Source organism: Actinoplanes xinjiangensis, from assembly GCF_003148685.1.
GTDB classification, from domain to species: Bacteria; Actinomycetota; Actinomycetes; order Mycobacteriales; family Micromonosporaceae; genus Actinoplanes; species Actinoplanes xinjiangensis.
The window spans coordinates 522,214-542,476 of record NZ_QGGR01000001.1 but is presented as its reverse complement, the minus strand read 5'-3'; the positions used below and the strand labels follow the sequence as shown (position 1 = coordinate 542,476).

At 71.3% G+C, this 20,263-nt stretch carries 16 protein-coding genes; 8 read left to right on the top strand and 8 right to left on the bottom strand.

Translation table 11 applies throughout. The features are described 5' to 3' along the window. Positions 1 to 7: 7 nt before the first annotated feature. The gene (locus BC793_RS02410; RefSeq protein WP_109588854.1) at positions 8 to 2,956 is read right to left on the bottom strand and encodes a glycine--tRNA ligase; all 2,949 of its coding nucleotides are present in this window, start codon (positions 2,954 to 2,956) and stop codon (positions 8 to 10) included. 45 nt (positions 2,957 to 3,001) lie between these two features. On the opposite strand from BC793_RS02410, the gene BC793_RS02405 reads away from it, so the two are divergent. Further along, positions 3,002 to 4,144, top strand: coding sequence for an acyl-CoA dehydrogenase family protein (locus BC793_RS02405; protein ID WP_109588853.1), 1,143 nt, complete (start codon positions 3,002 to 3,004; stop codon positions 4,142 to 4,144). Between the two features lie 195 nt (positions 4,145 to 4,339). On the opposite strand, the gene BC793_RS02400 is transcribed toward BC793_RS02405, so the two are convergent. Beyond that, positions 4,340 to 5,128, bottom strand: coding sequence for a hypothetical protein (locus BC793_RS02400; RefSeq protein WP_109588852.1), 789 nt, complete (start codon positions 5,126 to 5,128; stop codon positions 4,340 to 4,342). A 221-nt stretch (positions 5,129 to 5,349) separates the two neighbouring features. Beyond that, the gene (locus BC793_RS02395; RefSeq protein WP_109588851.1) at positions 5,350 to 6,873 is read right to left on the bottom strand and encodes a sensor domain-containing diguanylate cyclase; all 1,524 of its coding nucleotides are present in this window, start codon (positions 6,871 to 6,873) and stop codon (positions 5,350 to 5,352) included. Between the two features lie 97 nt (positions 6,874 to 6,970). Here BC793_RS02395 and BC793_RS02390 point away from each other — a divergent pair, with 97 nt between their 5' ends. Beyond that, positions 6,971 to 7,639, top strand: coding sequence for an HAD family hydrolase (locus BC793_RS02390; protein WP_109588850.1), 669 nt, complete (start codon positions 6,971 to 6,973; stop codon positions 7,637 to 7,639). A 211-nt stretch (positions 7,640 to 7,850) separates the two neighbouring features. On the opposite strand, the gene BC793_RS02385 is transcribed toward BC793_RS02390, so the two are convergent. Next, a complete protein-coding gene (locus BC793_RS02385; RefSeq protein WP_109588849.1) occupies positions 7,851 to 8,717 on the bottom strand; it encodes a hypothetical protein in 867 nt (288 codons plus the stop codon). Next, positions 8,714 to 9,577, bottom strand: coding sequence for an RNA polymerase sigma factor (locus tag BC793_RS51020; protein ID WP_239169770.1), 864 nt, complete (start codon positions 9,575 to 9,577; stop codon positions 8,714 to 8,716). Before BC793_RS51020 ends, BC793_RS02385 begins: the two co-directional genes overlap by 4 nt. Before the next feature lie 190 nt (positions 9,578 to 9,767). Between BC793_RS51020 and BC793_RS02375 the strand changes: the two genes are divergently transcribed. Both BC793_RS02375 and BC793_RS02370 read left to right on the top strand, forming a co-directional pair. Next, the gene (locus tag BC793_RS02375) at positions 9,768 to 11,522 is read left to right on the top strand and encodes a glycoside hydrolase family 6 protein (protein WP_109588848.1); all 1,755 of its coding nucleotides are present in this window, start codon (positions 9,768 to 9,770) and stop codon (positions 11,520 to 11,522) included. Positions 11,523 to 11,609: 87 nt separating this feature from the next. Beyond that, the gene (locus BC793_RS02370) at positions 11,610 to 12,230 is read left to right on the top strand and encodes a hypothetical protein (RefSeq protein ID WP_146246164.1); all 621 of its coding nucleotides are present in this window, start codon (positions 11,610 to 11,612) and stop codon (positions 12,228 to 12,230) included. Here the strand turns inward: BC793_RS02370 and BC793_RS02365 are convergent. Together BC793_RS02365 and BC793_RS02360 are read right to left on the bottom strand one after the other, a co-directional pair. Beyond that, positions 12,206 to 12,832, bottom strand: coding sequence for a DUF3455 domain-containing protein (locus BC793_RS02365; RefSeq protein ID WP_158319182.1), 627 nt, complete (start codon positions 12,830 to 12,832; stop codon positions 12,206 to 12,208). The two genes, BC793_RS02370 and BC793_RS02365, sit on opposite strands and share 25 nt — an antisense overlap. 100 nt (positions 12,833 to 12,932) lie before the next feature. Further along, a complete protein-coding gene (locus tag BC793_RS02360; RefSeq protein WP_109588845.1) occupies positions 12,933 to 13,736 on the bottom strand; it encodes a hypothetical protein in 804 nt (267 codons plus the stop codon). 382 nt (positions 13,737 to 14,118) lie between these two features. Between BC793_RS02360 and BC793_RS02355 the strand changes: the two genes are divergently transcribed. The 3 genes from BC793_RS02355 to BC793_RS02345 are packed head-to-tail and all read left to right on the top strand — an operon-like array spanning position 14,119 to position 17,992. Beyond that, on the top strand, positions 14,119 to 15,942 hold the full coding sequence (locus tag BC793_RS02355) for a translation initiation factor III (protein ID WP_109588844.1): 1,824 nt from the start codon (positions 14,119 to 14,121) through the stop codon (positions 15,940 to 15,942). After that, the gene (locus BC793_RS02350) at positions 15,939 to 17,414 is read left to right on the top strand and encodes an NADH-quinone oxidoreductase subunit NuoF family protein (RefSeq protein ID WP_109588843.1); all 1,476 of its coding nucleotides are present in this window, start codon (positions 15,939 to 15,941) and stop codon (positions 17,412 to 17,414) included. Before BC793_RS02355 ends, BC793_RS02350 begins: the two co-directional genes overlap by 4 nt. After that, positions 17,411 to 17,992: a redoxin domain-containing protein gene (locus BC793_RS02345; protein ID WP_109588842.1), complete on the top strand. Its 582-nt coding sequence runs from the start codon at positions 17,411 to 17,413 to the stop codon at positions 17,990 to 17,992. The genes BC793_RS02350 and BC793_RS02345 overlap by 4 nt, the downstream gene beginning before the upstream one ends. Before the next feature lie 23 nt (positions 17,993 to 18,015). Here BC793_RS02345 and BC793_RS02340 read toward each other — a convergent pair whose 3' ends face one another. Further along, positions 18,016 to 18,261, bottom strand: coding sequence for a PspC domain-containing protein (locus tag BC793_RS02340; protein ID WP_109588841.1), 246 nt, complete (start codon positions 18,259 to 18,261; stop codon positions 18,016 to 18,018). Between the two features lie 190 nt (positions 18,262 to 18,451). Here BC793_RS02340 and BC793_RS02335 point away from each other — a divergent pair, with 190 nt between their 5' ends. Further along, positions 18,452 to 20,254, top strand: coding sequence for a serine/threonine protein kinase (locus BC793_RS02335; RefSeq protein ID WP_109588840.1), 1,803 nt, complete (start codon positions 18,452 to 18,454; stop codon positions 20,252 to 20,254). Positions 20,255 to 20,263: the final 9 nt, after the last annotated feature.

Sequence of the window (20,263 nt, the reverse complement as noted above, 5' to 3'; positions counted from 1 at the left end):
CAGAACCTCACATCCGCAGGTGGTCCCAGTCGAGCAGCCCCGTTCCGATGTCGCGGACCGTCGCGAGCAGACCCAGCCGGGCGGCCCGCAGCACCGGGTCCTCGTCCATCACGAACACCTCGTCGAAGAACCGCCCGACCGGCTCGACCAACGGCCGTACGGCGGTCACGAACCCGGCCACGTCGGAGAACCCGGAGACCGCGGTCACCGCCTCGTGCAGGGCCACCTCGGCGGGCTCCTTGAGAACCGCCGGGTCGTAACCGGCCACGGTGCCCGCGGGCACGATCCGGCGCGCCCGCTGGATGGCCGCCGCGACCGCCCGGAACCCCGGGTCGGTCACCGCCGTGCCCAGCTGCGCCAGCAGGACGTCGACGAGTGCCGGCCGGCCCGCGTGCGGCAGGACCGCGCGTACCCGGTCGACCGGTTGCCCCTCCTCGACGAGCAGTTGCTCCAGCCTCCGGGCCAGGAACTCCCGGCTGTCGGCGAGGACCTGTTCGGGTACCGGCACCGGCTGCTCCGCCAGCGACAGCCCGTCGAACAGGTCGAACGCCGCCAGCGCGGGTGTGGCCCGGTGCACCGCGAGCAGGCCGAGCACCGCCCGCCGTACCGCGAAAGGGTCGCTCGACCCGGTCGGCAGCCCGACCGTCGCGGCGAGACCGGCGACCAGGTCGAGCCGGTCGGCCAGGGACAGCACGGCGCCCGCCACCGAGGCGGGCAGGGCGTCGCCGGTGTTGCGGGGCAGCTCGGCCTCGTAGACGGCCTGCGCCACCGGCCGGTCCTCACCGGCGTGCAGCGCGTAGTCGCGGGCCATCACCCCGGCCAGGCTGGTCATCTCCGTGACCAGCTGCGACCCGAGGTCGAATTTGACCAGCTCAGCTGCCCTCTTCAAAACAGGTGAACCGATTCCGAGGCGCTCGGCGATAGAGAGTGCAAGGGCCTCGATCCTCCGGGCCCGGTCAGCCATCGAGCCGAGTCTGTCGGTGAAGGTGAGGCGGTCCAGATGGGCTTTCATCTCCGCGAGCGACTTCTCGCGGTCCGCGCGGTAGAAGAACGCCGCGTCCTCGTAACGGGCCCGCAGCACCCCCTCGTTGCCTGCCCGCACCAGCTCCACGTCGACCGGCCCGTTCGCCACGGTGACGAACATCGGCAGGAGGGCCCCCTCCTCGTCACGCACCGGGAGGTAACGCTGGTGTTTGCGCATCACCGTGGTGAGCACCGCGTCCGGCAGCGACAGGTATCCCTCGTCGAAGGTGCCGAGCAGCGGCAGCGGCTGCTCGACCAGGTCGGTGATCTGGTCGATGAGTGCCGCCTCGCCCTTCACGTCGATCCTCCCGTCCGGGTAGACGAGGTCCTGGGCGCCGATGACGATCAGCTCACGGCGGTCCTCGTGGTCGGCGACGATCCCGTTCACCCCGAGCGTCTCGAGGAAGGTCTCGGCCGACGCGATCTCGATGACCGGCTGCTCGGCGGTGCGCAGCAGTCGGGTGCGGCGCCCGGCGGCGAGCGTGGAGACGGCCACCGGCACGACGTCGTCACCCCAGAGGGCGGTCAGCCAGCGGACCGGCCGGCTGAAGGCGAGTTTCGGGTCGTTCCACCGCATGTTCTTGGCCGCGCGCAGACCGGTGACGACCTGCCCGAGTACGGCGGCGAGCACGGCAGGCGCCGCGCGCCCGGCTTCATGCTTCCTGACCACCACATGGGGTGTGCCGGCAAGCTCTTCCGTCTCCACGTCGGCGAGCGTGACGCCCTGCCCACGGATGAAGCCCTCGAGGGCTCTCGTCGGCGTGCCGTCCGGGCCGTATGCCTGCTGGACCTTGGGGCCCTTGACCGTGCGGACGTGGTCCTCCTCGCGGGCGGCGACCGCCGGCACGACGGCGATGAGCCGGCGCGGTGTGCCGAAGACCCGGACCTCGCCGTGCCCGAGCCGGGTGGCCGCGAGCCCTTCGGTGACCAGCCGTCCGACCTGTTCGCGGGCGGAGCGCAACTCGGCCGGTGGCAGCTCCTCGGTGCCGATCTCGAAGACCAGGGTGCGTTCGCCGTCACCGGTCTGGACCGTGGCGGCGGGGCGGGCCGGTGCGAGCGGGTCGACGGTGCCCAGCGGCAGGCCGAGTTCGGTTCGGCGGTCGATCCAGAGCTTGGCGACCTCGCCGGCGAGCCGCCGCATCCGGGCGAATTCGGCGGCGCGTTCGGCGGTGGAGACCGCGCCACGGGAGTCCAGGACGTTGAAGGTCTGCGAGCATTTCAGTACGTAGGAGTGGGCCGGCACGGGCAGCCCGATGTCGATCATGCGCTGGGCCTCGGCGGCGTAGATCTCCAGCAGCCGCCGGTGTGCCTCGACGTCGGCGTCGTCGAGGTAGTAGCGCGACATCTCGTACTCGGACTGGCCGAAGACCTCGCCGTAGCTGACCCCCGGGGCGTACTCGATCTGCTTGAAGTGGGTCTTCTCCTGAAGCGCCATGATGATGCGCTCGATCCCGTAGGTGATCTCCACACTGACCGGATCGAGGTTCACCCCGCCCACCTGCTGGAAGTAGGTGAACTGGGTGATCTCCAGCCCGTCCAGCCAGACCTCCCAGCCCAGACCCCACGCGCCGACGGCCGGGGCGGCCCAGTTGTCCTCGACGAAACGCACGTCGTGCGCGGCCACGTCGATACCGAGCGCGGCCAGGCTGCCGAGGTAGAGCTCCTGCGGATTGCCGGGGTCGGGCTTGAGGATCACCTGGAGCTGGGTGTGGGTCTGCAAGCGGTTCGGGTTCTCGCCGTAACGGGAGTCGTCGGGCCGCACCGACGGCTCGGCGTAAACGACCCGCCACGGCTCCGGCCCGAGCACGCGCAGGAGGGTCGCCGGGTTGAGGGTTCCGGCGCCGACCTCGGTGTTCATCGGCTGGACCACCAGGCAGCCCTGATCTGTCCAATACGCGGTCAACCGGGTCAGCGCGTCCTGCATGGTGAGCATGGGTCCGAAGTCTAGGTGTGCCCACACGGGGGTAGGTACGCAAATATGCTCGTCGGAGATCTTTACGCCTTTCAGGACCTCCTATCGGATGAGGAGGCCGCGACCGTCCACCGGGTACGCGAGTTCCTCTCGGCCGAGGTCGTGCCGATCGCCAATGAATACTGGGCGCGGGCCGAGTTCCCGTCCCACCTGATCAAGCGGTTCGCCGGGCTCGGGCTGGCCGGGGAGGAGCGGTCGTCGCTTCTGGACGGCTGGCTGGCCCTGGAGATGGGCCGCGCCGACGCCTCGATGGCCACCTTCTACGGGGTGCACGCCGGCCTCGCGATGGGCAGCATCCAGGAGTGCGGCTCACCCGAACAGAAGGAACGCTGGCTGCCTGCGATGGCGTCGTTCGACCGGATCGGGGCCTTCGCGCTGACCGAGCCGACCGGCGGCTCGGATGTGGCGGCCGGCCTGCGCACCACCGCGCGGCGCGAGGGCGACACCTGGGTGCTCAACGGCAGTAAACGCTGGATCGGTAACGCCACCTTCGCCGATCTGATCGTCGTGTGGGCCCGCGACGAGGCCGACGGCCAGGTCAAGGGTTTCGTGGTGGAGAAGGACACACCCGGGTTCACCGCCGTCAAGATCGAGAACAAGATCGCGCTGCGGATCGTGCAGAACGCCGACATCGAGATGGTCGAGGTGCGGGTGCCGGAATCCCACCGGCTGCAACTCGGTCACTCCTTCAAGGACACCGCGCGGGTGCTGCGGGCGACCCGGGCGGGGGTGGCCTGGCAGGCGGTCGGGTTGATGATCGCCGCCTACGAGATCGCGCTGCGCTACGCCGGGGAGCGTCAGCAGTTCGGCCGCCCGATCGCCAAGTTCCAGCTGGTCCAGGACCTGCTGGTGCGGATGGCCGGCAACGCGACCGCGTCTCTGGGGATGTGTGTGCGTCTGGCCCAGTTGCAGGACGCCGGGGTTTACAAGGACGAGCACTCGGCGCTCGCCAAGGCGTACTGCACGACCCGGATGCGCGAGGTGGTCGGCTGGGCGCGGGAACTGCTGGCCGGCAACGGCATCGTCCTCGACTACGACATCGGCCGTTTCGTGGCCGACGCCGAGGCCCTGTACTCCTACGAGGGCACCCGCGAGATCAACTCGCTGATCGTGGGCCGGGCCATCACCGGCCACGGAGCCTTCGTCTGACCCCCCACCACCTGCCCGAAAAGCAGACCCGCGGCGGCCGTCCGGAGGCCGGTGGCCCTCCCCGAAGCGGCGGCCGTCCGGGAGCGGTGGCCGCCTGGAAACGGTGGCCGCCTGGAAACGGTGGCCGCCTGGAAACGGCGGCCGCCTCGAAACGGCGGCCGCCCGGCGATCGCGCCGGGCGGCCACCAGCTGTGCTCAGACGTACTTGCGCTCGATGTGCTGCTGGGTGGCGCTGAAGGCCAGATTGCAGGCGGTGAGTTCCATGTCGCTGGCCGGCGCCCCGCTGGTCCACTCCAGGTAGAAGTGGCCACGGGTGATGCCCGGTTTCAGTTCGAACTCGGTCGGGCCCTCGCCGTTGGGGAAGTCACGCCAACCGGCAGCGCCCGCCTTGTAGGTGTTCGCGGCATCGTTGGTGAAACCGATCCGGCCGCCCGACTGGGGACGCAGGCACTCCCGGGTCAGCTTGACCTTGATCGGCCCGGTGCCGACGAACTGTTCCGGCCCCGCGGTGCTGCATGTCGGCAGGCAGGACAGATTCTCGGCGGTCCACGAGTAGAGGAACCGGTCCACCGGCCGGTCGACGTAGACGTTCAGGGAATCGGTGCCGTCCGCGGTGATGTCGAGTTTCCGGTGCTTGTAGTGGGCGGTGTACTCGCCGCTGACGGTCGCCTTCGTCGTGTAGCGGAATTTGCCCGAACTGCCGGCCTCGGTCGAGCCGATGACCACCGCCTTGTCGGCCGGGGTCTTGCGGAACCGGAATTCCACCCGGCCGGCGTTTCCGGTGTCGCGGCCCTCGATGCCGGCCCAGCCGCTGAGGACGACCTGGCCGCCCGGTGTCGTCTCGTCCGGGCCTGCCGCGAACTGCATGCCGGTCTGGAGTGCCGTCTTCGGCGGCGGCGGTGGTGGCGCCGCCGCGGCCGGAACCGAGCCGGCCAGCGTGGCGACCAGCGCGGTGCCGATCGTGAGCAAGCGGGTACTGCCCACCGTGCCTCCCCCTGGGATAGTTTTCGTGACGTTTCAGCACGAAAACTACCAGTCCACGATGGGGCTTTCGTCGCTTCTGACGGGTTGGCGGCGCGTCCCCGCGAAAGGCGGTACGGCCAGACCCGGAACACGACGGCAGCCGACGCCCCGAGACGGGACGTCAGGCAGGTTCCCGGCGGGCGGCGCCGGATGAGGGTGGACCCGCCGGATCGGGCCCACCCTCAGCTACCGGCCAGACGAACTCCGCCGCCGCCACGTTTCGCCTGGTACATGTAGGCGTCCGCCTCACGCATCAGGACGGCGAAGTCGGTGCCGTGGTCGGGGAAGAGGGCGACCCCGATGCTGGCGCCGATCCGTACCGGCTCGCCTTCGATGTCGAACGGCTCGCGGAGCCGTTCACAGATGCGGTCACCGACGGTGATCGCCGCCCGCTCGTCCGGGTCACCGGTGAGCAGAACGGAGAACTCGTCGCCGCCGAGACGCGCGACCAGGTCGGGCCGTCGGACGAGGCCTTGCAGCCGCTTGGCCACCAGCTGCAGCAGTACGTCACCGGCGTGGTGCCCGACGGTGTCGTTGACCTGCTTGAACCCGTTGAGGTCGAGCAACAGCAGGGCCATCCGGGTGCCGGTGGCGGCGGCGATCTCGACGGCGGTGGTGGCCCGGTCGAGGAGCATCTTGCGGTTGGGCAGGCCGGTGAGCGAGTCGTGGAACGCCTGCCTGGTGAGTTCGTTCATGTGCACCTCGGCGGCCTGCCGCATCCGGGCGCTGTCCATGATCAGGGTGCCTTCGACGGCGAGCTGCTGGGCCAGGATCCGGTCCTGGGCGGTCCAGTCGCGGGTGCGGCTGGAGTCGCCGCACATCACCATCCCGACCGGCCCCTGCGCGGAGAGCAGCGGCATCGCGATGAACGACTGGAGCCCGATGGTCTGGGTGAGCCCACCGGTCCGTACCTTCGCCGTGCTGGCGTCGGCGACCAGCATCGGCTCACCCTTCTCGGCGCTGTTGCGCCAGACCGGCGATTCGGCGGCCGGCTTGCCGAGCAGGTTGTCGGTGAGGGCGCGGTGGATCTCGTCGGAGAAGCCGACCCCGTGCACGTACCGGATCCGTCCCTCACCGTCGATGAGGTGCATCGCGGCGTGTTCGGTGCGGAACGCGGTGGCACACGACCGGGCCAGCAACTCGGCGGCGGTCTCCACGTTCCCGGCGGACATGCCCTGTTCGAACAGCTCCCGGATGGTGGCGCTGCTGTGCGCGACGAACTGCCGCTGCTTCTCGGCGGCCAGCCCCTGGAGGGTGGTCGCGAAGTGCAGGGCCATGGTCGAGATGGTGTCCAGCTGGAGCTCGGCAAGGGCGGTGCCGGTCAGCAGGAGCACGCCGACGGTCTGCCCGCCGATGCGCAGGCGGACCGACATCTGGTCGCCGTTGACGACGGGCTTGCCGCCGGCCGGGGCGCGGAACACCTTGCCGGCGACCAGGTGGTCGCGCCGGCCGGGCTCACCGACGCGGGCGCTGACGGTCATCATGCCGGTCTCCGAGTCAAGCTCGAAGACGGTCGCCGCGGTCAGTCCGGCGACCTCGGCCAGGTGCGGTGCCGTCAGATCCAGCACGTGCTGGACCGAGGGGGTGTCCTTCGTCATGAACGCCACCAGCTCGGCCAGAATCAGCCCCTGCCGGTCCGGCGTCATTCCCTCGCCGGCCCCTTCCAACCCGGGACCGGCTGTGTGCATCTCGCTGCCCACGCTCATGGCACTAGGGTCGGCACGCCAGGGCCCCGGTTGAGCCGCCGACGGCCGGTTCGAGGTCGCAAATCGGGTGCGCTCGGGTGCCGTTCATAATCCCCGGATGACGATCAAGGCGTTGATCTTCGACTTCGACGGTCTGCTGATGGACACCGAGACCACCCTGCTCGACAGCTGGCGTGCCGAGTGGCGCCGGCACGGCCTGGAACTCGACGAGTCGACGTTCTTCGCCGACCACGGCGGCGACACCACCGACGAGAAGTATGAGCTGCTCGCGGGCGCGGTGGGACCCGGCTTCGACCGTGCGGCCAGCCACGCCCGGCGTACGGCGTACCGCGATGAAAGACATCGCACGCTGGGCCTGACCGCCGGGCTGGACGCCTGGCTGAGGGAGGCCGAAGGCCTCGGATTGCGGCTCGCGGTGGCGAGCAGCTCACGGCGCGACTGGGTGGCGGGCAATCTGGCGCGGACCGGCGATCTGGCCCGCTTCGAGGTCCTGGCCTGCGGCGACGAGGTGCCGGCGCACAAACCGGACCCGGCGGTCTACCGGCTGGCTCTGCAACGTCTCGGCCTGCCGCCAGAGGCGGCGGTGGCCTTCGAGGACACCTCGCACGGCGTTTCGGCCGCGGTGGCTGCCGGGTTGCGGTGTGTCGCAATCCCCAATCTGTACGCCCACAACGCCCGTTTCGACCAGGCGACCCTACGGCTCCCGTCCGCAGCCGGAACCACCCTGACCGAGGTGCTGACCCAGGTAGAAGCCGCCCCCATCTGACCTCCCCCCAAGGGCCGCGCGTCCATCCACCCCGCTAGCCCTCAGCCCCCGCCCGGATGCGCTGAGCCCGACGGCAGTACTGAGCCGGCCCGCCCGGCAGTGCTGACCCCCACGGGCCGCAGCGTTGAGCGCCGGGCGCAGGTGCGTGATCAACCCGGCTGGATGTCACCGCTGTCTCGGGCCGCCCGAGACAGCGGTGACGACCAGCCGGTCACGGGTTCCAGGCCTGGGCGGGCAGGCAGTCCCCGTCCGGAACGCCGGGGGAGCCGCCCGGATCCGGTGCGGTGTCGACGGCGGGATAAACGACGTTTCCGGCGGGATCGGCCCAGCACCGGCTCGGACCCGGCGCTCCGAAGAACGGCCGCCGCCAGATCTCCGTGCCCCGCGCGTCGTAGGCGACGAGCGCCGCGTCTGGTCCCACTTCGGTCGTGCTGAGCAGGCCGAACGTTCCGCCCACGATCCGGGCCCGGGTGGTCCCGCCGTCGCCGTGTTCCAGTTCCACCCGGGAGACGCGCGGGCTGACCCGGCCGGACGCGTCGACGGCGCCCGAGTCGATCTCGGTGGACGTGCGCATCAGGAGCTGGACCGGACCGGGCAGCCAGTCCCGGGTGCCGTTCCATTCCTGGATGGAGAACCCACCCGTGGGCTCGTCGCCGGGCAGCAGCCCCTCGGTCCGTTCACACGCCAGGTAGCCCTCCTCGGTGAGGAACACGGCGGTGGTACGGCGTTCGTGGTGGACCGCAACGGCCAGGTCGTCGTCGGTGACCGGGAACCGCGCCCCGTCCCGGAACATCGGCCCGTCCGGGTAGCCGTTCAGGCAGGCGGCGACCTCCCTGCTCAGCGGCCGGTTCAGCTCACCCGGCCCCATCGCCACGGTGTCCGGCGCCTCGGCAGGCCGCAGAAGGGGGACGGCAGCGACCGCCGCGACGGCCACGGTCGCCACACCGGCGAGAGCGAATCGGCGGGCGCGGCGCGGGCGAACCGGCGCGGCCATCTCCCGGCGCAGGCGGGCCCGCATACGGGCGGCGCGGGCGGGCGGCAGGTCGCGCTCGGCGGGCGGCTCCAGCAAGTTGATCATTTCTTCTCCTCAGAGGTACGGCCGGAGACACCAGCCGCGGCGGCGGAGGTACGGACGGGGGCGTCGGCCGCGGCGGTGGAGGTACGGACGGAGGCGCCAGCCGTAGTGGTGGAGGTGCGGCCGGAGACACCGGTCTCGGCGGCGGAGGAACGGACAAGGGTGCCGGTCTCAGGGGCGGAGGTGCGGACAGGGGCGCCGGTCACGGCGGCGGGGGAGCGGACCTGACCGGCCGCGGCGTTGCCGGGCGCGCTGGTCGAGACGGCTGGGGCGCCGCCCGGACCGGCCGCGGCGGGAAAGCCGTCCGGCCCCGGCGCCGCCGGTGGACCGGGGCCGTCGAGTTGGCGGGACAGGCGGGCGCGGGCCCGGCTGACCCGGCTGCGGACGGAGGACTCGGCCACGCCGAGGATCGCGGCGGCCTCGGGGTAGGACAGGCCGGACCAGAGGCAGAGGGCGACGGCCTCGCGTTCGGCGCGGGGCAGGCGGCGGACGGCCGTGAGTACCTCCCGCATGCGGGTCTCGTCGTCGAGGCGGCCGGCCACGTCGTCGGCCGGGTCGGCGACCGTGTCGTCGGTGGGGGCGCGGAACAGGCGGTGACGCCAGCGGGTAAGGGTGCGCTGTTCGGTGCGGGCGTGGTGGCCGGCGGTGACGAGCAGCCAGGGCAGTGGCGAACCGTCGACGAGGCGCACGTCGGCGCGCCGCCGCCACGCGGTCAGGAAGGTCGCCGATGTCACGTCCTCGGCCACCGACCAGGAGCCGGTCAACCGGAACGCGTGGTTGTAGACGGCCCGGGAGTGGCGCTCGAAGACGGCGGCGAAATCGTCCTCGTCGCCGTCCCGCCAGGGGGTCTCGCGGTGGATCATCACGCCTCACTATGGCCGTGACCGGCCACGATGTTGCGTCATGAACTCCGGGTTGCCCTGCTGTTTCGGAATGATTGCGCTGGGAGCGCTCCCATGGAATGCTGTCCATATCGTCCAACGATCCCCACCGATGTGTTGGGCGACCGTTCCCCGGCGTGCTCCCACGCCGTCCCCGTCTCGAGGAGCCCTCATGAGACCCATCCCCACCCGCGCTCGCGCCCTGACGGCAGCCGCCGCCGTGGGTGTCGTCGCCGCCACCGGTGCCGTCGCCGTCGCGACCAGCGCCAGTGCCGCCGCCGGCTGTAGCGTGTCCTACTCGGCGAATTCCTGGAGCACTGGTTTCACCGGCAACGTGACCGTCACCAACCTCGGCGACGCGATCTCCGGTGGCTGGCGCCTGACCTGGACCTGGCCGGGCAACCAGCAGGTCACCCAGGGCTGGAGCGCCACCATCGCCCAGTCCGGTGCGAACGTCACCGCCACCAGCCCGAGCTGGGCCGGCTCGCTGGCCACCAACGGCACGGCGAACTTCGGCTTCAACGCCAACTACTCGGGTACGAACACCGCTCCGGCGTCGTTCTCGCTCAACGGCACGGTGTGCAACGGCTCGACCGGCTCGCCGTCGCCGTCGACGTCCACCTCACCGTCCACGTCGACGTCCCCCTCGCCGTCGACCTCGGTGCCGCCGGGCGTCAAGGTCGACAACCCGTACGCCGGGGCCAAGGGCTACGTGAACCCGGAGTGGAAGGCCAAGGCCGAGTCGGTGGCCGGCGGCAGCCGGGTGTCCAACAACCCGACCGCGGTGTGGATCGACCGGATCGCCGCCATCAACGGCTCCACGGACAGCAGCTCGAACGGCGCGATGGGCGTGCGTGCCCACCTCGACGCGGCTCTGGCCCAGGGTGCCGGCTACATCCAGTTCGTCATCTACAACCTGCCGGGCCGGGACTGCGCGGCGCTCGCCTCCAACGGTGAGCTCGGCCCGAACGACCTGCCGAAGTACAAGACCGACTACATCGACCCGATCGCGGCGATCCAGTCCGACGCGAAGTACGCGAGCCTGCGGATCATCAACATCGTCGAGATCGACTCGCTGCCGAACCTGGTCACCAACGTCGGCAGCAACCCCGGCGCCACGGCGACCTGCGACACGATGAAGGCCAACGGCGGGTACGTCCAGGGCATCGGTTACGCCCTGAACAAGCTCGGCGGCCTCGCCAACACCTACAACTACGTCGACGCCGCCCACCACGGCTGGATCGGCTGGGACTCGAACTTCGGCCCCACCGCCGACATCATGCTGCAGGCGGCCCAGGCCTCCGGCAACGTGAAGAACGTGCACGGCTTCATCACCAACACGGCCAACTACTCGGCCCTGAAGGAGACCTTCTTCACGGTCGGCACGACGGTCAACGGCACCTCGGTGCGCCAGTCGAAGTGGGTGGACTGGAACCAGTACGTCGACGAGCTCTCGTTCGCGCAGGCCTTCCGGGCCAAGCTGGTCTCGGTCGGCTTCGACTCCGGCATCGGCATGCTGATCGACACCTCCCGTAACGGCTGGGGCGGCTCGGGCCGGCCCACCGCGGCGAGCACCAACACCAACGTCGACACCTTCGTCAACGAGTCCCGCATCGACCGCCGGATCCACGCCGGCAACTGGTGCAACCAGTCCGGCGCCGGTCTGGGCGAGCGTCCCACCGCGGCCCCGGCCGCCGGTATCGACGCCTACGTCTGGGTGAAGCCGCCGGGCGAGTCCGACGGCTCCAGCAAGCTCATCCCGAACAACGAGGGCAAGGGCTTCGACCAGATGTGCGACCCGGCCTACACCGGTAACGCCCGTAACGGCAACAGCCTCTCCGGCGCGCTGCCCGACGCCCCGATCTCGGGCGCCTGGTTCGCCGCACAGTTCGCGCAGCTCATGGCGAACGCGTACCCCGCTCTCTGAGTGGTGTGACACAGCTGCCGGCCGGTGCTCAGCACCGGCCGGCAGTGCTATTGCAATACAAGTGCATCGTGACCTACCGTGGTGCCCGTGATGAAGGTATGGGGTCTCGCGCGTTTCGTGGTGGTCTATGAGCTGCGGCTCTGGGCGGCGCTGTTCCGCTGGGTGTTCCGGCGGCCGGTTCCGGTCGAGCCGGGCACGAGCCGGTTCGGGTACATCGGCGCGGTCCGGATGATCCTCATCGCGTTCATCGCCGTCTCCGCGATCGAGATCCCGATCCTGGAGCTGATGATCCCGTGGGAGCCGGTCGCGAACGTCCTGCTCTTCGCCGGTGTCTACGGCCTGATCTGGATGTTCGGCCTGTACGCCAGCATCGTCGTCCACCCGCACCTGGCCGGCCCGTCCGGACTGCGCATCCGCAACAGCCTCACCCTCGACGTCGGCCTCGCCTGGGACCGGATCGCCGCGATCGAGGTACGCCGCCGGTCGATGCCACCGGGCGGCCAGACCCAGCTCGAGGACGGCGTGCTCTCCCTCGGCATGGCGAGTCAGACCAGCATCGACGTACGCCTCACCGAGCCCCTCGTGCTCCCGGTGCGCAAGGCGAAGGGGCAGCCCGTGACCACCGTCCGCTTCCACGCCGACGACCCGGAGGCCCTGGTCGGGGCGGCCCGGGAGTTCCTCGGTCAGGCCGCGACGAAGAACCGGTAGACCGCCCGGTACGGCACCGCGACCGTCCCGTCCGTGCATGCCCGGGCCGGCGCGAGACCGCCGACGGTGTCGATCCGCTGTACCCAGGTGACCCTTCCGAACGTACCGGTGCCGCGGGTGCTCTTCGCCCGGATGCGCAGCTGCTGGATGCTGCCCGGATGCTCGGACGGCACCCGTACGGCACCCTCCGGGTCGCCCTCCAGCAGGGAGCCGTCCTGGTCCGACTGCCAGCTCGGGCCCCGGAGGTGCAGGGCACTCACCTTCTTGACCGGGCGCACCGTGACGCCGATGAGCGAGGCGGCCGGTTCGAGCAGCGCCCAGGCGCCGGACCGGCACTCGTAGACCTGCACACCACGGGCCTTGAGGACGGCGTGCAGCACGTGACCGGCGGGCGGGGCCAGCTCGTCGGGGACCCGCGGGTCGACGCCGTAGCCGCCGTCCGGCGCGGCGGGCCTCTCCGGTGCGGCCGGGACCCGGTCGGTCCCGGCGAACGAGACCCCGGCCGGCACGGCGACCGACACGACGGCCAGAGCGCCGACCGCGGCGGCGATCCGGGCGTGGCGCTGGACGAGAAAGCGTACGGCGGGCTGGCGCTGAGCCACGGAGTCCTCCCCTATGGACGGTGACGCTGCGCCATCACGCTAATCGGCGCAGCGTCCCATCCGGCCCGTCGTGCCCGGATTTCACCCGGAGGAAGTGCTCCTATCGGCGGTGTGGCATCCGGTAGAAGCCGGTCGGCAGGGTCTGCTCCTCGACCCGGGCCACCCGCGACCGGACCCGCAGCCGGAGCAGCAGCAGGACCCCCAGGAACACGCAGATGCCACCGATGACCAGGCCCGGCCCGAGCAGCGAGGTCTGATCGGCGACCAGGGCGGTCTGGGTGTCGCCTCCGGCCTGGTCGATCACCTTGTCGTCGTCGCCGGCCGCCCCGCCGTCGCCCGCGTCCTCGTCCTGCTCGTCCGTGCCGTTGCCGGCCGGCGACTCGGACGGCTCGGGCGACGGGCTCGCGGTGCGCTGACCGCGGACCGTGGCCGATGCGCCGGCGGTGGTCAGGAGCGTCTCCTGATCGTCGAACGCCTGCGCCTCGAACCGCACGTCGCCGCCGTCCGGGCCGTCGAAGGTGATCTGCCAGCGGCCGGTCACCGTACGGCCCCGGCACAGCGTGCCCGGGTCGAGCGCCTCGTCGATGATCGTGGTGGTGTCACCGTCGGTGTCGGTGCTCGTGTCGAACTCGCCGTCCTCCTCCACGCGGGTCACCCGCAGCTGGCCGGGGTCGACCTCCGAGCGCACGATCAGCACCCAGCGGACCTTTCGGCAGCGGCCGCTCTCCGAGGTGACCACCGCGGTCACCGTCTCCGCGGACCGGGCCGCCGTGAACGTGTCCGGCGCCGTCACCCGCACACTGAATCCCGGCACGTCGGCGGCGGCCGGCGCCGCCCATGTCGGCGCGCTCAGCACCGCACCCGCGACGACCGCGCCGATGAGCGCGGTGATCCGGTGACGCATGACGATCCCCCTTCCCGAGTCGTGCTCTCGAAACGTCATCACTACTTAGTTCGCCCGCCAGGCGAGAATGGTTCACCGGGTGGCCCGCGTCACCCACCCCGCGATCCTTATTTTTTCCTTACGCGAGCAACGTTTCTGTTATTCGTGCAGCTCAGCGGGCCTGCGCGGACCGTAGCCGCGCGGCTACGGAAAATTTTGAGCGAGCGTTCATCCGATCCCGCCCCCGGCACGTAATCCGGGGAGGACACCGACCGGAGCACGCAGGGGAAAGCACCGCCGAGGACCGGGTCCAGCAGCAGCGCTTGAGCGCGGGGCGTTCCCCACGGACGCCGGCGTCCCACCGCCCACGGGACGTGACCGCACCAAGGAAAACGAGGAGTCCATGGCCCGCTCGAAGAACAACAAGGCGACCGCCGCCCCCCGGGTGGCGGTCGACGTCGGATCCACCGGCACGCGTCCGGCGTCGAGAACATCGGTGGCCCTGCTCATCCTGAGCATCCTGGCCGCCCTGTGGGCAGTGGCGATGATGACCGCTCCGGGTCGCGTCGCCTACTACTACTTCTTCGCCTACGCCGACTACTACGTCGGCGTCATCAGCCTGGTGTCGCTCTCCATCACGATCATGGTGGGCCTGGTCGCCACCGACCGCCTGGTCCTCAGCATCCGCCAGCGGGTGCTCCTGCAGTCCGCGCACCGCACCACCGGCGTGATCGCGGTCGGCGCGCTGTTCCTGCACGTGTGGACGAAGTTCGCCAAGGACTTCATCACCGCGATCGACATCTTCGTCCCGTTCCTGGTGGAGGGGAACAACCTGTACGTCGGCCTCGGCACCATCTCCGGCTGGATCATGGTGCTGGTCATGTGGTCGGGTATCGCCCGTGCCCGCTTCATCGGCCGTGGCCGGCCCTGGATGTGGCGCGGTATCCACGCCATCTCCTACCTGATGTGGCCGATCGCCCTGACCCACGGCCTCTCGGCCGGCCGGCCCGCCGACGCCTGGGTCACCGTCAGCTACGTCGTCTGCGTGCTCGGCGTACTCGTCGGCCTCGCGGTCCGCCTGTCGGTCAGCCTGAACCGGCGCAAGGACTTCGCCTCACCGGCCGGTGTCGGCGCGGTCAAGTCGCAGGAGACCGGCGCGCTGCTGCCCACCGCCTCGGCGCCGATCCGGCGTACGTCGCGTCAGCCCGCCGTCGACCTGCTCGCCCCGGCCGGTGCCGAACCCGCCACCATGGCACCGCCGGCCTGGAACCAGCCGACCGGCGGCCCGTCCGCTCCGGCCTGGAACCAGCCGTCGGCGCGTCCGGTCAGCCCGGCGGCCGCCCCCGCCGCCCGTCCGGTCAGCCCGGCCCCCGCGCCGATCGAGGACGACTACCCGCCCCGCCGCCGGCCCGAGCTGGAGGCGCCCGCGCCCCGGCCGCGCCGGGCCGTCGAGGACGACGAGCGTTACGACACCCAGACCCGGATGTCACGGCGCGACGTCGAGGACGATCGCTACCGGTACGACGAGGAGCCGGTCCCGCGTCCCCGTGCCCCCCGTGCGCAGGAGATCTACGACGACGGCCGTGCACGTGGCCGCCGCTTCGAGGACGACGAGCCGGCCCCGCGGCCCCGCCGCGGTGACGACATCGAGACGACCGGCGCCCGGATGCGCCGCGACGACCTGGAGGCCACCGGCACCCGGATGCGCCGCGACGACCTCGAGACGACCGGTGCCCGGATGCGCCGCGACGACCTCGAGACCACCGGCGCCCGGATGCGCCGGTTCGAGGACGACGAGCCCACCCCCCGGGCCCGGCGCCGCGAGCCGGAGTTCGACGAGCGCCCCCGTGGCCGCCGCCGTGCCGAGGACGAGTACGAGGAGGTCCCGCGCGGTTACGAGGAGACTCCGAGCGTCTACGAGGACGCCCCGCGCGGCCGTGGCGGCCGCTACGAGGAGGAGCCCGCCCCGCGTACCCGGGCCGAGCGCTACGATGAGCCCCGCTACGAGGAGCCGCCGGCCCGGCGGCCCAGCCGCAGCGAGTTCGTCGACTTCGCCGAAGGCCCCGCCTACCCGGTCGACGACACGCCGACGCTGGTGGACAGCGGCACGCGCCGCAACCGGCGCGGCGAACCCGGCCCCGCCCGCGGTGCCGGCCGCCGGGGCCGCGACGAGACCGACGACGGTTACTTCTCCCAGCTCCGCGGTGACACTAGGGACACGAATTGAGCACGGCACAGGTTCCACCGGTCACGGCCATCGGTACGCCCCGCATCACCGCCGGCTTCGACGAGTACGGCCGTCTCGACCTGCTGGCCCACCAGGAGGTGCACGGCGGGTTCGCGGCGCTCTCCTCCGGTGAGCTGATCGGCCTCGCCGACCGTATCGAGCTGCGCGGCCGCGGCGGCGCGGGCTTCCCGTTCGCCCGTAAGGTGCGCGCGGTGGTCGACTCCTGCCGCCGTCAGGACCTGCCCCCGGTGATCGTGGTCAACGCCACCGAGGGTGAGCCCCCGTCGTGGAAGGACAAGGCGGTCCTGACCCGTGGCCCGCACCTGATCCTGGACGGCGCGGCCCTGGCCGCCGCCGCCCTGGACGCAGAGGAGATCGTCATCGGCGTGGCCGACGACGGCGTCGGGCAGAACTCGCTGGCCGCCGCCCTGGCCGAGCGGAAGATGCCGTGCCCGACCCGGATCGTCGTGGTACCGCACCGGTTCATCTCCGGTGAGGGTGGCGCGCTGGTCCGCGGCATCAACGGCGAGGCGCACATCCCGCCCGGCCGCAAGGTCCGGTCCAGCGACAACGGTGTGATGGGCCTGCCCACCCTGCTGTCGAACGCGGAGACGTACTCGCAGCTGGCGATCGCGGCCCGGCTCGGCCCGTGGGAGTACAACTCGGTCGGCATCCCGGAGGAACCGGGCACGGTCATGCTGACCGTCGGCGGCTCCGCGACGGCGCCGGCCGTGGTCGAGGCACCCACCGGCACCCCGCTCATGGAGGTGCTCGAGATGTGCGGCGCCGACCTGGGGCCGGGCCTGCTGGTCGGCGGTTACCACGGCAAGTGGGTCACCGCCGAGCAGGCCAAGACCATCAACATCTCCCGCAAGGGTTTCGCGAAGGTCGGCGGCACCCTGGGCGCCGGCATGCTCATCCCGATCGGCTCGAAGACCTGCCCGGTCGGCGAGGTCGCCCAGGTCGTGCAGTATCTGGCCGGCGAGTCGGCCGGCCAGTGCGGCCCGTGCCGGATCGGCCTGCCCGACCTGGCCCGCGCGGTCACCCTGGTGTCGCTCGGCGGCAACGCGGTCGAACAGGTACGGCAGGCGGCCGGCATGGTCAAGGGCCGCGGCGCGTGCAGCCACCCGGACGGCAGCTCCCGTTTCGCGCTGTCCGCGCTGGAGGTCTTCCAGGACGACGTGCGGGCACACGCCAACGGCGAAGGCTGCGGCAAACAGGTCCGTGGCATCCTGCCGCTGCCCTACACGGCCGAGAAGGGCGCCCGCAAACTCGCCCTCGACTGGTCGCGGTGCGACGGGCACGGCCTGTGCTCGGCGGTCGCCCCGGAGATCATCCGGCTCGACCACAACGGCTTCCCGGCGTTCCCGCAGACGCCGCTGCCGCCATGGCTCGAGGACGGCGCCCGCAAGGCGGTCAACGTGTGCCCGGCGCTCGCGCTGCGGCTCACCGAACCCACCCCGAGCACATGATCGGCGGGCCCCGCGTACCCCGGCTGCTGTTGCCCCTCGCCCTGACCGCCGTGCTCGCGGCAGCCGGGTGTGGCAGCACGCCGGCCGCGTCCCCGGAGGCGCCGGCGGCCGGACCGTCCCCGGCCGCTGCCGCGCCTCCGGCCTCCGGGGCGGCCACCGCGGAAGCGGTGACCGTCCCGAAGACGCTGACCTTCACCGGAACCACGCTGGACGGCGAGAAGTTCGACGCCGCGTCGATGGCCGGCAAGCCGGCCATCCTCTGGTTCTGGGCGCCGTGGTGCGCGACCTGCGCCAGCGAGGCGCAGTCGCTGTCCGACATCCACGACGAGTACGCCGACCGTCTGGGCATCCTCGGCATCGCGAGCCTCGGCAGCGTCCCGGAGATGGACGACTTCGTCGCCGACTTCGGGCTGGCCAAGATGCCGCATCTCAACGACAAGGCCGGCAAGCTGTGGAAGCGGTTCGGCATCGCCCAGCAGAGCTGGTACGTGATGCTGGACCGCACCGGCAAGGTCGTCTACAAGGGCTACCTCGACGACCTGCAGCTGACCGGGAAGGTTCGGGAGCTGACCGCCTGAGCCGGCCGCTCAGGCGGGAGCGGTCAGAGGGTGGTCGGGGCGGGAGCCTGCCAGGCCGGCTTCTCGGCCGGCATCAGGATCCAGGCCAGCGGGTAGACGAGGATCTGACTGCCCGGGACGACGAAGAGGATCAGCACGAACAGCATCCGGGCGATCCACGGGTCGATGCCGAAGCGGCGGCCGAGGCCAGCGCACACGCCGGCGATCATCCGGCCGTCCTGCGGGCGAACCAGGCCCTGACGGGCGAGCGAGTCGTGCACGGCGTTCATGAGGGAATCCCTGCCTTCACTGGTGGTGAACTGATGACTCCATGGTGTCGCCGGACAGGGGTCGGTCGCATCGGGCATGGCCCGGATCCTTATCTCGGGGATCTCCATGAGGCCGCCACCTGTCGGGGGAGAGACGCGGCCCTATACAGTGCGAGCGCATACGTAAGGGGGCGCTCCGGGGGGCAGCGGAATGGTCGACGGCGCAGTGCCGGGTGAGCGGACGCAACCGCTGCGCACGGGCGATCCGCAGACCCTCGGCGACTACCGGCTGATCGGGCGGCTCGGTGAGGGCGGAATGGGTACGGTCTATCTGGCCCGTACCGCCGGCGGGGTGCTGGTCGCGGTCAAGATGGTGCGCGCCGACCTGGCCCACGACGACGAGTTCCGGCGGCGGTTCCGCAGCGAGGTCAACCGGGCCCGGCAGGTACCGCCGTTCTGCACCGCCGAGGTGATCGACGCCGATCCGGACCACGAGTCGCCCTACCTGGTCGTGGAGTATGTCGACGGTCCCACCCTGGCCGAGGTGGTCGAGCAGCGCGGGCCGTTGACCAGCGCCAATCTGCACGGTGTGGCGATCGGGGTGGCGACCGCGCTGACCGCGATCCACGGCGCCGGGGTGATCCACCGCGATCTCAAGCCGCGCAACGTGCTGCTGGCGCCGGGCAGCCCCAAGGTGATCGACTTCGGGATCGCCCGGGCCATGGAGGCGACCAGCGCGAACACGCGGACCGACCAGATGGTCGGCACGGTGGCCTACATGGCGCCGGAGCGGTTCTCCTCGGACGAGGACACCCCGCTCACCCCGGCCGCGGACGTGTTCGCCTGGGGCGGTGTGGTGGCGTACGCGGGGACCGGGCAGACCCCGTTCTGGGCCGACTCGCCGCCGGCCATGGCGGCCCGCATCCTCACCCAGCCGCCCCGGCTGGACGGGCTGAGCGGCCCGCTGCGCGACCTGGTGGCGCACGCCCTGGAGAAGGATCCGGCGAACCGGCCGAGTTCCCGTGAGCTGCTCGACCTGCTGATCTCCGGCAAGCAGCGCCCGACGGCCACCGCCGCCGCCTTCGCCGACCAGCCGGACCTGCGCAACGCCGCGGTCGAGGCGCAGGCGGTCACCGGTGTCGCCCCGGAGCCCTCGGTGAGCCTGCCGACCCTGGCCATCCCGCCGGGGCTGGTCGGTTACGACGAGAACTCGATCGTCACGGTGCCGATCTCCTCGGTGCCGGCGGACCCGGCACCCGCCGGGGAACCCTTCGCCCAGGGCCGCCGCTGGGCGATGCCGGCCCTGCTCGCGGTGTTCGTGACGGCCCTGGTCGTCGGTGCCGTCCTGGTGGCCCTGGAGTTGCGCAACGACGACGGCCGCCGGGCCGGGGCCGTGCCCCCGCCGTCACCGACGCCGGTGGTCACCATCAGTACGCCGACCGGCCCGGCCCGGCTCCAGGACACCCTGCACCGGCAGGGGCTGTGGACCGCCAAGGACTACCCGGAGGAGACGGCGAAGTGCTACTTCGCCGGGAACGCACTGGTGGCCCGCCGGGAACGGGCCGGCGTCTTCAAATGCTCGGGCCCGCTCGACGAGATCCCGGCGGACATGCGTGTCGAGGTGACGGCGCGGCTCAACACGCCGGGCAGTTGCGCGGCCATCTGGTTCCGCAACAGCGGGCAGGTCGGCTATCAGGCCCGGGTGTGTGAGAGCGACATCTACATCGGGCTGCACAACCGGGACGGCGACGGCAAGATCAAGGTGATCAAGACGCTTTCGCTGGGTGACACCCCGATCGGGCTGGCCCCCGCCTCGGCCCGGATCGGGCTGATCGCCAAGGGCGACACCGTCGAGGTGTACCGGGACGGGATCCTGGTCGGTACGGCCGCGCTGGCCGAGAAGCGGCTCCAGGAGGGCCGGGTGCTGCTGGGCGTCTACAACGCCCGCGACATGCCGGAGGTCGGGCCCTACGAGGTGGCCTACAACGACATCAAGATCTGGGACGTGAAGTGAGGAGGCCCG